This window comes from Streptomyces sp. NBC_00386 (assembly GCF_036063235.1).
Lineage (GTDB): Bacteria > Actinomycetota > Actinomycetes > Streptomycetales > Streptomycetaceae > Streptomyces.
The window spans coordinates 3,435,440-3,448,734 of record NZ_CP107950.1; the positions used below are offsets into that span (position 1 = coordinate 3,435,440).

The 13,295-nt window shown below is 70.8% G+C and carries 12 protein-coding genes; 2 read left to right on the plus strand and 10 right to left on the minus strand.

Annotated elements, in window-relative coordinates:
• Positions 1–68: 68 nt before the first annotated feature.
• Positions 69–2,159: a putative Ig domain-containing protein gene (locus tag OG780_RS14910; protein WP_328448415.1), complete on the plus strand. Its 2,091-nt coding sequence runs from the start codon at positions 69–71 to the stop codon at positions 2,157–2,159.
• Between the two features lie 102 nt (positions 2,160–2,261).
• Positions 2,262–2,750 carry a hypothetical protein gene (locus OG780_RS14915; protein WP_328448417.1) on the plus strand — a complete coding sequence of 163 codons (489 nt, stop codon included), beginning with the start codon at positions 2,262–2,264 and terminating at the stop codon, positions 2,748–2,750.
• Between the two features lie 292 nt (positions 2,751–3,042).
• Here the strand turns inward: OG780_RS14915 and OG780_RS14920 are convergent, their stop codons facing one another.
• The 10 genes from OG780_RS14920 to OG780_RS14965 all read right to left on the minus strand — a co-directional run bounded on the left by OG780_RS14920 (position 3,043) and on the right by OG780_RS14965 (position 13,251).
• Positions 3,043–4,413, minus strand: a complete 1,371-nt coding sequence (locus OG780_RS14920; RefSeq protein ID WP_328448419.1) for a bifunctional albaflavenone monooxygenase/terpene synthase — start codon at positions 4,411–4,413, stop codon at positions 3,043–3,045.
• Positions 4,410–5,489, minus strand: a complete 1,080-nt coding sequence (cyc1, locus tag OG780_RS14925; protein WP_328448421.1) for an epi-isozizaene synthase — start codon at positions 5,487–5,489, stop codon at positions 4,410–4,412. The genes OG780_RS14920 and cyc1 overlap by 4 nt, the downstream gene beginning before the upstream one ends.
• Positions 5,490–5,829: 340 nt before the next feature.
• A complete protein-coding gene (gene def, locus OG780_RS14930) occupies positions 5,830–6,480 on the minus strand; it encodes a peptide deformylase (protein WP_328448423.1) in 651 nt (216 codons plus the stop codon).
• 59 nt (positions 6,481–6,539) lie between these two features.
• A complete protein-coding gene (locus OG780_RS14935; RefSeq protein ID WP_328448425.1) occupies positions 6,540–7,520 on the minus strand; it encodes a tetratricopeptide repeat protein in 981 nt (326 codons plus the stop codon).
• Positions 7,521–7,673: 153 nt separating this feature from the next.
• Positions 7,674–8,897, minus strand: coding sequence for a metal-dependent phosphohydrolase (locus OG780_RS14940; protein WP_443062319.1), 1,224 nt, complete (start codon positions 8,895–8,897; stop codon positions 7,674–7,676).
• A gap of 80 nt (positions 8,898–8,977) precedes the next feature.
• A complete protein-coding gene (locus OG780_RS14945; protein ID WP_328448427.1) occupies positions 8,978–10,333 on the minus strand; it encodes an HD-GYP domain-containing protein in 1,356 nt (451 codons plus the stop codon).
• Positions 10,334–10,518: 185 nt separating this feature from the next.
• Positions 10,519–10,821, minus strand: a complete 303-nt coding sequence (gene rsrA, locus OG780_RS14950) for a mycothiol system anti-sigma-R factor (protein ID WP_328448430.1) — start codon at positions 10,819–10,821, stop codon at positions 10,519–10,521.
• Positions 10,818–11,510, minus strand: coding sequence for an RNA polymerase sigma factor SigR (gene sigR / locus OG780_RS14955; protein WP_326790805.1), 693 nt, complete (start codon positions 11,508–11,510; stop codon positions 10,818–10,820). Before sigR ends, rsrA begins: the two co-directional genes overlap by 4 nt.
• A 255-nt stretch (positions 11,511–11,765) precedes the next feature.
• A complete protein-coding gene (locus OG780_RS14960; protein ID WP_443062163.1) occupies positions 11,766–12,434 on the minus strand; it encodes an alpha/beta hydrolase family protein in 669 nt (222 codons plus the stop codon).
• A 1-nt stretch (position 12,435) separates the two neighbouring features.
• Positions 12,436–13,251, minus strand: coding sequence for an SOS response-associated peptidase (locus OG780_RS14965; RefSeq protein ID WP_328448432.1), 816 nt, complete (start codon positions 13,249–13,251; stop codon positions 12,436–12,438).
• Positions 13,252–13,295: the final 44 nt, after the last annotated feature.

The window sequence follows — 13,295 nt, forward strand, 5'->3', positions numbered from 1 at the left end:
TGGCGCCGCGAACGGCCCCACCCGGGCCCGAGCGGCACCGGCCTCGAACCGATGGAGGCGACACCCCCATGCGTTCCCAGCCCCCGATACCCTCCGGCAGACCCGCCCGGAGCCTGCGAAGACTCCTCACCACCGCCCTCCCCGCCCTGGCACTCGGCCTCGCCGGGTTCGCCGCGGCCCCTCCCGCGGACGCGCAGCCCGCGCCGACCCCCCACGTCTCCCGGGCGACCCAGAACTCCGGGGCCCTCACCGACCCCGCCCGCCAGGCGGTCCACGCGACCGGCAGGGCCGGCCAGAAGGTCGCGACGAAGCACCTGTGCGCCGAGCCGTCGAAGCCCGGCCGGATGTCGTGCTTCGCCCAGCGCCGCACCGACATCGCGCAGAAGCTCGCGGCACAGGTCTCCCCCGACGCCGCCGCCGCGGTGTCCGGCCTCAGCCCGGCCAACCTGCACAGCGCCTACAACCTGCCCTCGACGGGCGGCTCCGGCATGACCGTCGCCGTGGTCGACGCCTACAACGACCCCAACGCCGCCGCCGACCTGGCCACCTACCGCTCGCAGTTCGGCCTGTCCGCCTGCACCAAGGCCAACGGCTGCTTCAAGCAGGTCAGCCAGACCGGTTCGACCACCTCGCTGCCGTCGAACGACACCGGCTGGGCGGGTGAGGAGGCGCTCGACATCGACATGGTCAGCGCCGTCTGCCCCAACTGCACCATCATCCTCGTCGAGGCGAACTCCGCGAACGACTCCGACCTCGGCGCCGCGGAGAACGAGGCGGTCGCGCTGGGCGCCAAGTTCGTCTCCAACAGCTGGGGCGGCTCCGAGTCCTCCTCGCAGACCAGCGAGGACACCTCGTACTTCAAGCACCCGGGCGTCGCGATCACCGTCTCCTCGGGCGACGAGGCCTACGGCGCCGAGTACCCGGCGACCTCCCAGTACGTGACCGCCGTCGGCGGCACCGCGCTCAGCACCTCCTCCAGCACCCGCGGCTGGACCGAGTCGGTGTGGAAGACCAGCAGCAGCGAGGGCACCGGCTCCGGCTGCTCCGCCTACGACGCCAAGCCGTCCTGGCAGACCGACACCGGCTGCAGCAAGCGCATGGAGTCCGACGTCTCCGCGGTCGCCGACCCCGCCACCGGTGTGGCGGTCTACGACACCTACGGCGGCTCCGGCTGGGCGGTCTACGGCGGCACCAGCGCCTCCGCGCCGATCATCGCGGGCGTGTACGCGCTGGCCGGCACCCCGGGTTCCGCCGACTACCCGGCGAAGTATCCCTACTCCCACACCTCGAACCTGTACGACGTGACGAGCGGCAACAACGGCTCCTGCTCCCCGTCGTACTTCTGCACCGCGGCCACCGGCTACGACGGCCCGACCGGCTGGGGCACCCCCAACGGCACGGCCGCCTTCACCTCGGGCACCAGCACCGGCAACACCGTGGCCGTGACCAACCCGGGCAGCCAGTCCACGGCCACCGGCGGCTCGGCGAGTCTGCAGATCTCGGCGAGCGACAGCGCGGGCGCGACCCTCACGTACAGCGCGACCGGGCTGCCGACCGGTCTGTCGATCAGCAGCTCGACCGGGCTGATCTCCGGCACGGCGAGCACTGCCGGCACCTACGCGGTCACCGTCACGGCGAAGGACAGCACGGGCGCCTCCGGCTCGGCGTCCTTCACGTGGACCGTCAGCACCTCGGGCGGCGGCACCTGCACCTCGGCGCAGCTGCTCGGCAACCAGGGCTTCGAGTCGGGCGCCACCGTCTGGAGCGAGACGAGCGGTGTCATCACCAATGACACCGGCGAGGCCACGCACGGCGGCTCGTACGACGCCTGGCTCGACGGCTACGGCTCGACCCACACCGACACGCTGTCCCAGTCGGTGACCGTCCCGTCCGGCTGCAAGGCCACCCTCACCTTCTACCTGCACGTCGACACGGCCGAGACCAGCACCACCTCGGCCTACGACAAGCTCACCGTCACCGCGGGCTCCACCACGCTCGCGACGTACTCCAACCTGAACAAGGCTTCCGGGTACGCCCAGAAGAGCTTCGACCTGTCCTCCTTCGCCGGCTCGACCGTCACGCTGAAGTTCAGCGGCGTCGAGGACTCCTCGCTCCAGACCAGCTTCGTCGTGGACGACACCGCCCTGACGACCGGCTGAACCGCGCGGGGTCCCGGCCACCGAGGCGGCCGGGACCCTGTCGTGCGCGGGGACGGATCCTGATCGCCCGGTGGCACGTCCAACCCCCGAGGAGGCCACCCCATGCGCCGAACGACTCACACCCGGACCATCGCCCTCGCCACCCTGGCCCTGCTCCTCGCGGGCTGCGGCACACAGAGCGGAGGCGACGCGGGCGGCGGCGACACCGTGTCGTCGTCCCCGACCCCGTCCTCGACCTCGACTCCGTCCCCGACCCCGTCCCACCCGGACTGCGCGAAGGCCGAGGCGGAGCTCGGCGCCGCCGACACCGGCCACACGTACTGTCTGGCGCCCGGCGAGACGATCCGTGTCTCCCTGGACGGCACCACCAGCCGGCCCTGGGCTCCGGTGAAGAGCGACGGAAGCGGGCTGGAGGCCACCAACAGCGGGATCGTCCTCCAGCCGGGTGACGCGTCCGCCGCCTACCGGGCGGTCTCGGCGGGAACGGTCCGGCTGACCTCGTCCCGCCCGCTGTGCCCGAGCGATCCGGCCCGGGTCTCCTGCGACGGCCTTCAGGAGTGGACGGTCACCGTGGTCGTGCCGGAAGCGTGAGAACCGCGGCGCACGTCCGGGGGCCCGAGCGCGGCCCGGACGTGCGCCGATGGAGGTGCGGGAGCAAAGAGCCCTAGGGCCTGTCTGACAATTCGCGTCGTCGCCCGAAGGGCGGCCCGGCGGCGTCATGGGGGTCCCCCCGGCCGAAGGCTGGGGGAGTGCCGGCCCCAGACCCGCGTACTGGACGTACTCGGGTCTGGGGCCGGTGCGGCGAGTGGGGGTCCCCCCTGCTCGAAGAGCTTGGGGGAGCGTGCATGGCGTCGCCGGGCAGACGGGAATTGTCAGACAGGCCCTAGCGCGGCCGGGCTCTCAGCCGCAGGTCGTGGGGCCGCAGGGTGATGCCGACACGGGTCGCGTCGCTGGACCCGGACACCGGCTCGAAGCGCCACCGGGACGCCACGGTGGCGGTGATCAGGGAGAGCAGCGCCATCGAGAAGTGGTCGCTCGGGCACTTGCGGTTACCCACGCTGAAGGGGCGCATCGCATACTTCGGGATGTCCTTGGAGCGTTCCGGAAGCCAGCGGTCGGGATCGAAATCCAGATGCTCCTCGTACGAACGGGGGTCGCGCTGGATCGCGTACGGGCTGTAGACGATGTCGGCACCGGCCGGAATGCGATAGCCCCCCAGCTCGGTTTCGGCCACCGCGCGCCGCGTCAATATCCATACGGCCGGGCGTAAACGCATCGCCTCGACGACGACATTGTTCGTGTGCGACAGCTTCCGGACGTCACCGAATCCGACGGGCCGGTCTCCCGCGACGGACCGGACCTCTGCGGCCACTTTGTCCGCCTGTTCCGGATGTTCCGTCAAGACTTGAAGCAACCACATGATCGTGGAAGCGATGGTTTCACTGCCGGGAGTGAGGATCGCGACGACTTGGTCGTGGATCTCCTGTTCGTCTATCGGGTCGCCGTCGTCGTTCTTCGCCTCCAGCAATGCCGTCAGCAAATCGTTCGGCTTTTGACCAGATGCCCGCCGCTCGTCGATGATCTCGTCGACGAGCGCGTGCAAATCGGCCAATGCACGGTCGAATGCGCGTATCGAGGGAAGCGGGAGCCGGTAGAGCGGTCCCGCGGGTATGACCATACGGCGGTACATGCCCCGGAACACCGTGGCGAGCGCGAGGCTCAGCCGCTCGGCGCGCTCGTCCATGAACTGGCCGCGCAGCAGACAGCGGGCGGCGACACGGACCGCGACGCGGAACGACTCGGAGGTGCAGTCGACCGCCGCGCCGCCCTCCCAGCGCTCCGCGAACGCCTCCGACTCCTCCTCCATGATCGGGCCGTACTCGGGGATGATGTCGGCCCGGAACGCGGGCTGGATGGTCCGGCGCTGGCGCCGGTGCAGCGCTCCGTTGGCCGTGGCTACACCCTGCTTGCCCAGCAGGCCTTCGAGCGACTCCCACAGGGGGCCGCCGATCTCGTAGTCGGGACTGAGCGCCAGTGCGCCGGTGAGCGCGGGGCTGGTGACGGCGTACACCGTCTTGGGTCCCATCCTGAGCCGTACGACATCGCCGTGGTCACGCAGCCGGGCGAGGAAGCCCAGCGGGTCGCGGACCAGTTTCCAGCCGTGCCCGAGGACGGGCAGCCCGCCTCCGGCGAGGGGCGGGACGGACAGCTCCCGCACCTCTGGCACCTCGGGTCGTACCGCATCGACGGTCATTTCTCACCTGCCGCTTCATTGTTGACGTACGGGGGTGTGGAGCGGTCGTCCCAGCTGTCGACCATGTACCGGCCCGACTCGTGGTGGAACCAGTACACGGAGCTGAACCAGTTCCGCATGTTTCCGAGGCACGCCCTGACGGCGATGCTCGTCTCTTTTCCCCGGACCGTACCGTCCGCGAGTGATCCGGCGAGCCGTGAAACGTCCTTCTCGGCGACGAGGAACTGTTCCACGCATTCCTCGACCCGCCGCCTCACTTCGGTGACGGCTTCTTCGAGTGTCAGCCCCTGATGATGAATGAGACTGATTCCTAGATTGTGGACCTCGTCGCCCGCTATTTCTTTGGGGAGCGAACAGAGGTCGTTGTACCAGGCGGCGAATTCCTGACTGAGCAGTGCCGCCCGCTGGAATGCCGGATGCAGCCGCACATCGGCGGGGAGTTCGCGGCCGGCGCTCGGTTCCAGAAGGTCGGTCCAGATCCGGTGCGCGAAAGTGAGCCGACGGAGTTCCAGGTATTCCGCGACCGTGGGAATGGTGCCGGAGGCCCGGTTCCGGAATTCCCTGTCGTACGCGTCGATCACCGCATGGAAGTGGAGTGCGAACCGTTTGTTCCAGTTCTCGCCGAGGAACGAGTACAACCGCACCATGCTGTCCGCGAACCCCGCGACCAGTGGGTCCTGGTGGTGCAGATGGTCCCTGGGGGCGTCGAGGGCCGCATGGAGCCGGAACCTGAGCTTCCGCCAGGCGCTCGCCCGGCCGTGGACGACATCGCGGTCGTGCCGGTCGTCCCAGACGAAGAACCATGCGCTGTAGTCCGCAATCGCCTGGAGGACGTCGTCGGGGGCGCCTATGTAGTAGCCCGCCATGAGGTCCGTGTAGCACAAGCCGTCCGCATACTCCTCGACCTTGTCCGCGGGCATCAGACGCTTTTCGAGGAGCCAGGTCCTGGTGTTCTCCTGAAGCCTCGGCCAATACGGGTGCAGTCGACGGGGAAACTCGGACTCGATCACCGGGAGAGAGAGCGCCGGTGGTACCGCAAGCACTGTCGATGAAGAGCCGTATGAGAAAGCACGCACGAACAAACCCCTCTCAGCCGCCTGTTGACGTCACGCCCCTCCGGCTGTGCCGGGCGTGCGCCGTTGCGTATCCCCGCACTTCCCATTCAGCACCACAACTGACCGTTCTGGGAACGGATTTGGCCCACTGACTACGCGACCATGCCGAGAATCTCCCCTTGTGTGACTGAATATGGATCACGGAAGGAGCACAAGGGATCGAACATATGACGTACATGCGAACGGTGCCTGGTCAGGCGGATCGCCTGTCCAAGCACCGTTCGAGTGGACCCACGAGAGACCGTGCGTCACGCCGGTCAATTTATGTCACAGCGGTGCGGGGCGCCCTGCCAAGCGAGGCTCAGCCGTTCGCCACGGTCGCGTAGCGCGGCTCGTTCTCGGCCATCTGCCGCAGCGCGTCCTTGCGGTCGCGCTTGGAGAGCCGGTCGATGTACAGGTACCCGTACAGGTGGTCCGTCTCGTGCTGGAGGCAGCGCGCGAAGTATCCGGTACCGCGCACCCGGACCGGGTTGCCCTTCTCGTCCTGCCCGGTGACCTCGGCGTAGTCGGGGCGGGCGAGCGGCGCGTAGGCGGTCGGCACCGACAGGCAGCCCTCGTTGCTCTCGTCCAACTGACGCCGGTCGGCGGGCAGATCGACCAGCTTCGGGTTGCAGACCACGCCGACGTGCCGGACGCCCTGGTCGTCCTGGCAGTCGTAGACGAAGACCTTCAGGTCGACGCCGACCTGATTGGCCGCCAGGCCCACGCCCTCGGCGGTGCGCTGGCTCGCGAACATGTCGGCGATCAGCTGGTCCAGCTCGTCGCCGAACTCTGTGACGTCCTTGCACTCCTTGTGCAGCACCGGGTTCCCGACCACCGTGATCGGGCGCGAGGTGCCACGCTCGCGGTAGCCCGTCTCGCGCTCCTCGGCGTCCTCGGTGTCGATGACGAAGCCGTCGTCGTCCACGGGGAGCACGCCCACGTGCTGCTGATCGGTTTCCTGCTGCGCCATGACGACGTACGCCTTCCTCAGACCTTTGATTTTTCTGCGACTACAGCCTAAAGGTGCGCTCAGCAGACCTCTTCCAGATCCCGCCAGTCACGGGAGTCCGGACTGTCGGCGACCCAGCCGTCGAGCAGGCCGCGCACCAGCGAGGCCGGCGCCGCGAGCCCGCACTCCCGCTCGGGCACCCACAGCTGCCCGTCGGTGCGGTGGCCGAGTGGGCCCGGGTGCCCCGGCTCGCTGTGGTCGTGCGGGTCGAGGTGTTCCTCGTCGCCCTCGTCGGACGGCATCCGGGACTCCGAGCACATCCGGCACAGCAGCCGTACGGACGAGGACCAGTCCTCCGCGGCGAAGCCGGCGTCGGCGGCGAGCCGCTCCAGCGCGTCCCGGTCGTCCTCGGTGGCCGCCTCGAGCAGGACGACCCAGGTGGGCACCGGCGAGGGCGCCCACAGCTCGATCTCGTCGAAGACCGGGTAGGCGTGCCCGGCGGCCGTGGTCCGCTCGCCGTGCGGAACGCCGTCGTGCAGAACGACCTCGCCCCAGCGGCGTCCGGAGGACGGCAGCGGGATCGACAGCACCTCGACGCGGGCGGGGTCCAGCCGACGCCCCCACACCACCTCGGCCTCGCCCTCCGGCGACAGCCTCACGGCCGCGCTGCCGAGGTCCATGCCCACGGGCTCGCCCGAGACCGCGGCACCGCCGGGCACCCGCAGCCCGTACGCCTGCCAGGAACGCCGCGCCAGCGGCCAGTCCTGCAGGGCGGTGGCCGCGATCCCCACGTTCCACCAGTCGGGTGCGCCGGTCTCGCGGTCGAGCAGGGCGACGGCCCGCAGGCCCGCTGCCCGCGCCTGCTCCCAGTCGTGCCGGAACTTGTACAGCAGAGCCAGGTTGAACCAGGACTCGGACAGCCAGGGCTCCAGGTCCGCGGCACGCGTCAGCAGCGCTCCCGCGTCCTCGTACCGGCCGTCGCCGATCAGCGTGAACGCACGGTCGGTGGCCTGCCGCCATGAGGCGGAGGGCCGGTGTCGTCCCTTGCCGAAGATCCTCACGATTCCCGCCTGCCAGTTCCTGGTGTTACCCGCCTGCCGGTCCTTCGAAGAGTCCCTGGGAGGCAGTGCAGCCCCGGGCCGGCCCACGCCCCCTGACACCCTCTCCCTCGCATCCAACCACGTACCTTCGGACGGCCGCTCATTACCCATGGGTTACCCAGCCCGGGGCAAGGTCAGACCGGCTCGGGACAGGACCCGGGCCAGTGCCTCCACGACCTCCGGCTGGTAGTCGCGGGCGGTCGCCAGCCGCAGCTTCTCCAGCGCGGTCAGCGGCCCTGTGGGCCCTGCTGCCCGGGCCATTTCCTCGTATGCGTTCACGGTCCGCACGATGCGCGCGGTGACCGGCTGCTCCCGGTACGGGTCCGCCTGCCGCTCCACCACGACGGCGACCTCGGCCTCCACCCCGGTCTGCCGTACGACGGCGCCGCCGAGCAGCGCGATCCGCCGCTGCTCGGCCGCCGGAAGCGCGGCGGTGGCGCCGGCCGGCACCGGGTCGACCAGGCTGAGCTGCCCGATGTCGTGCATCAGCGCCGCGTATTCCAGGACGGTGAGGCCGGGCTCGGACAGGCCCAGCTCGCGGCCCACGGCCCTGCTGAGGGCGGCCACCCGCCGGGCGTGACCGGCCGGTGTGTACCCGGCGATCTCGGTCGCGCGCGCGAGGGACGCGATCGTCTGCCGGTAGGTGACCCGTACGGCCGCGTAGCGCCGGAAGGAGAGCTGGGTGAGCAGCAGCGGCAGCGAGAAGACGGGCAGTGCCCACAGTCCGACCACCGCGACCGCGAGCGCCATCACGGCCCCGGTCGCGCACACCGCCGAACCGATCCCGAGGGTGGCCCGCAGTTCGTCGCGCAGCAGCGGCCCGAACGGCCACCGGGTCCGCGCGTGGGCCGTCACCGCCGCGAGCACTGCGTCCCACAGTGTGGTGAGGACCAGCAGCGCGACGAGCAGCAGGGCCTGCGCCGAGCCGCCCCATTCCAGCAACCTGCCCCGGTCGTAGAGGGGTTGGAAGCAGACGGCGGCGAAGGTGACGGTCAGGACGCGGCGGGAGAGATGATCGAGCGTCGGCGCCTGTCCCCGTGCCACGTGCGGAACGCAGCCGATCAGTGCGGCCGCCACGACCACGGCGACGACCTGAAGGACACCGTGGTCGGTGCGGTGCCCGGCGTTCTCGCCGAGCAGCGCGTACGCGAGGGCTCCGGCGGCTCCGAGGGGTGCGGACTCCCGTTCCTCGGCCCCGCTCCACCGGGCGAGCTCGCCGACGGCTATGAGCAGGCCGAAGGCCAGCGCCGTGCCGCGTTGGTCGAGTCCTTCCCAGAGGGTGACGCCGAGGGCGAGGAGCGCGAGGAGAAGGGCGAGGGCGCGCACCGCCGCGAGCAGGGCGGGGGTCCTCCCGGCCGGCGCGGGACGGGCCTGCCGGGAGGAGCGGGCGGGGGCCTCGCGCCGCGGGGCGGTGGTGCTCACGGTGCGCTCCGCCCGAGGGTGTCGGACTGGTACGCCGGCCTGCCGGGTACGACGGCCGGGGCGGTGTCCGCGGTCACCGCGGGATGCCAGCCGTGCCGGTCGAGCGCCCGTACCAGCGCCGCCACCATCCGGGGGTCGAACTGCGTCCCCGCGCAGCGCCCCAGTTCCTCAAGGGCCGCCCGCACCGGGCGGGCCCTGCGGTAGGACCGGGTCGACGTCATGGCGTCGAACGCGTCGGCGACGGCCACCACCCGGGCGAACTCCGGGATCTGCGGCCCCGCCAGCCCGTACGGATATCCGCTTCCGTCCAGCCGCTCGTGGTGGTGCAGGATCGCCGAGCGGGCCTCTCCGAGGAACCCGATCCCGCGGACCATCTCGTGCCCGTACTCGGGATGCAGTTCGATGACCCGGCGCTCCTCGGGGGTCAGCGGTCCGTCCTTGCGCAGCAGCCGCGTGGGGACACCGAGTTTGCCGACGTCGTGCAGGATGCCGGCGAACCGGAGCACCTCGACGCGCTCGTCGTGCATGCCCAGCTCACGGGCGATCAGCACGGACGCCCGCCCGACCCGCTCGCTGTGTCCGCGGGTGTAGCCGTCCTTGATGTCGACGGCCTGGACGAGGGCGCGGATGGTGGCCTGGTGGGCGGCCCGTTCGCGGTGGTACTGGGCGAAGACCCAGCAGGAGACGTACATCGGCAGCAGGACGAGGAGCGCGGCGACGGGCCCGTACGGGCTGCGCCAGAGCACCGCCATCATCAGTCCGGCGAGGCCGTGCACGGCGACCGGTGCCAGTGAGCGCGCGAAGAGTCCGTGCCAGGCACCGCGCAGCGGAGCGCGCTCGGCCAGTGCGAGGATCCCGCCGTCGAGGACGGTGAGCGCGGCGCTGAAGGTGAGCACCGCGGCTCCGGCGGGCACGAGCGCGTAGGGGAAATCGGGCGCGACGAGCGCGTCCCTGCCGCCGAGCGCCCCGTACACCCGGGAGGCCGCCCAGACGGCGACGGCGAGCTGGGCCGCGCGCCAGATCCGGCGCGGGCCGCGCGGGCGCTGTTCGACCCGGGCGAGCAGCGCCCCGGGCAGTGCGACGAGGGCGGCGGCGGGCGCGGGCAGCAGAAAGGCGCCGGCCAGCAGGACGGGGAGGAAGGCGCCCATCCCCTGGGTGGCGTCGCCGCCGGGTGCGCCGGCTCCGTGCGGCCGGAGCGGCAGCGTGACGCGCTCGCAGCCCGCGTACAGCACGGCGAGCAGCGCGACGATCTCCCAGGGGACGCGCAGGTGCGGCAGAGGAGCCAGGCAGGCGAGAGCCAGGAGAACGACACCGGCCACGTACGCACGGGCCCACGCCGGAACCGAACCCATCCCCGAACCTCCCCCGTACCTCCCCCGGTCTCAGGTTCGGAGCCTAGGGCGGGAGAAAGGGAGTGGGGACGGGTATGTGCGAATCCGCGGGCTCCAGGCCCGCGGATTCGCACGTTCGGGTGATAAAAGGAGGGCCGGGAGGCCGTCGCCGGGGCGTGGCCCTCGCGGTGGAGGGCCGCCCGGGGTCAGGACTCCTGGGCCGTCGCGGTCACGTCGTGCTCGGGCACGGCCTGTCCTGAGCGGATCAGATCGATGCGGCCCATGACCTTGGCCCGCAGATCGGTCGGCACGTCGTCATGGCCGCAGCACCGCTTGACCAGCTTCTTGACGGCCTGCTCGAGGCCGTACTTCTCCAGACACGGGGAGCACTCTTCGAAGTGGACCTCGAACTTGGTGCAGTCCGCGTCCGGCATCTCATGATCGAGGAACTCGTACAGATGATCGAGTACCTCACTGCAATCCGTCTCGTGCGGCTCTCCGCAGCTCATGAGCCCGAGCCTTTCGCTTCGTTCGACTCTCCGGCGCCGGCGGGGACCAGCCCACGGTCACGGGCGTAGTCCTCCAGCATGCCGCGCAGTTGGCGACGACCCCGGTGCAGCCGGGACATCACCGTACCGATGGGTGTCCCCATGATGTCCGCGATCTCCTTGTACGCAAAGCCCTCTACGTCCGCGAGATAGACGGCGATGCGGAATTCCTCGGGGATCGCCTGCAGCGCTTCCTTGACGTCGGAGTCGGGCAGGTGGTCCAGCGCCTGCGACTCGGCGGAACGAAGGCCGGTCGACATGTGCGACTCGGCGCGCGCCAGCTGCCAGTCCTCGATCTCCTCGGCCGCGCTGCGCTGGGGTTCGCGCTGCTTCTTGCGGTACGAGTTGATGAAGGTGTTGGTGAGAATGCGGTACAGCCACGCCTTGAGGTTCGTGCCCTCACGGAACTGGTGGAAGGACGCGTACGCCTTGGCGTACGTCTCCTGCACCAGGTCCTCGGCATCAGCCGGATTGCGCGTCATGCGCAGGGCGGCCGAGTACATCTGGTCGAGGAATTCGAGCGCGTCCCGCTCGAAGCGCGCGGTGCGCTCGGCGGAGGTCTCCGCCGTCGCGTCGCTCGTGCCCTGGCCCTCGGGCTGCTCCGCCTGGCCGTTTTCGGTCCCTGCGTCGGTCCCAGTGACCGGACCCACCTCCTCCAGCGACGTAGCGAGACCGAGACCGGTCCCACTGGAATCGGAGGATAGACGAACATCATGCCCGCCCGCCGCCCGAATCGGGGCGTTCTTGCCCGCGTGCAGCACCGTCCAGTCCAGGTCAGCGCGGCTGCTGCGGCTCGGGCAGAAGGTCGAACCCATGCGGCGGACTTCCTCTCGTACGAACGGTGCAGCACGCTGCGTGCTGTCTGATCCGCACAACAGAGGACCGTCACTCTGCATTCCCGGCCGTCACCCGAGTGACGCGGCCCACCCGACGACACCGTCCGTGATGATCTTCAGCGCCTCCTCCTGGGCGAGCGGGGCCCGCTTCGGGACGGCGAAGCCGTGGTCTCCGTAGGGCACGACGACGCCCGGCTCGTATCCCTCGGGGAACTCCTCCGGGCGCCCGAACGGGTCATGGGCGCCCTGGACGACCAGCAGTGGCACACCGCCGGGGGCCGCCGCGAACAGTTCCTCCTCGCGGGACCTCTCGGGCCTGCCCGGCGGGTGCAGGGGAAAGCTCAGGGCGAGCACTCCCGCGGCGCCCAGCTCCACCGCGGTCCTGCACGCCACCCGGGCGCCCGCGCTGCGGCCTCCGGACACCACGGGCAGGCCCTGCCGCGCCAGCGCCGGCCACACGCCCCGCCATCCCACGTCCAGCGTCCTCGGCGCGGGCGCCACCTTCTTCCCGGCCACCCGCCAGGGCTGCTCGACGAGTGCCACGCTCACCCCGTGGGCGGGCAGCACCTCGGCGAGCGCCCGCAGGTCCCGGGCCTCGATGCCGCCGCCCGCGCCGTGGCTCGCGGCGAGGACGAGCCGCGCCCCGGCCGCCCGGTGCCAGGTGACCCGGGCCGTGCCGGCGTCCGTCTCGACGGTCTCGCTCTCGACGGTCCCGCTCACATCGCTGATCTTCGTCACGTCAGAAGAGTGTGCCCTCCTCGGGCCCTTCCAGCTCCGTCAGCAGCTCCGCCCCGTTGTTGCGGACATTGCTGACCGCCGTGGAGACGGGGTACGCGCGCATCAGCCCGGCGGGCGGCGGCGCGAGCAGGTCACGCAGTTCGTCCGGGTCCGTGCGGGACGGGTCGAGCCAGCTGTCCCAGCGGTCGGGGGTGAGCATCAGGGGCATCCGCGGGTGGATGTCCGCCAGCGCCCGCGGGCCCTCGGCGGGGGCCACCGCGAGCGGTGTCGTCTCCGCCTCGGTCGTGATGACCGAGCACGTCGCCCACCAGGCCAGCGGATGCTCGTCCGGCAGCGTCCGGTCCCGCCAGAACTCGTACAGTCCCGCCATCGCGAAGACGGAGCCGTCCGCGGGCGTCACGAAGTACGGCTGCTTGCGCGGCCGCTTCTTCCTGCCCTCGACCTCCAGCTCGCGCTCGGCGCCGCCGGTGACCCACTCGTAGTAGCCGTCGGCGGGGATGACACAGCGCCGGGCGGCGAAGGCACGGCGGTACGAGGGCTTCTCGTGCACCGTCTCCGCGCGCGCGTTGATCAGCCGGGCGGCGCCCTCGGGCGTCTTGGCCCAGGACGGGACGAGTCCCCACTTGAGCTTGCGCAGCTGGCGAACCGGTTCCGGGCTGTCCGCGTCCTTCACAGGGCGGTCGAGGACGACGTAGACCTCCTTCGTCGGAGCCACGTTGTAGTCGGGCGCCAGAGTCTCCTCCGCGTCCCATTTCTCGACCTCAAAGGTTGCTGCGAGATCCTCGGGTCCACGACTGGCTGCATACCGTCCGCACATACGTGCAACACTGCCAGATTCCGCGCCACGAAAGGGAGCCACCG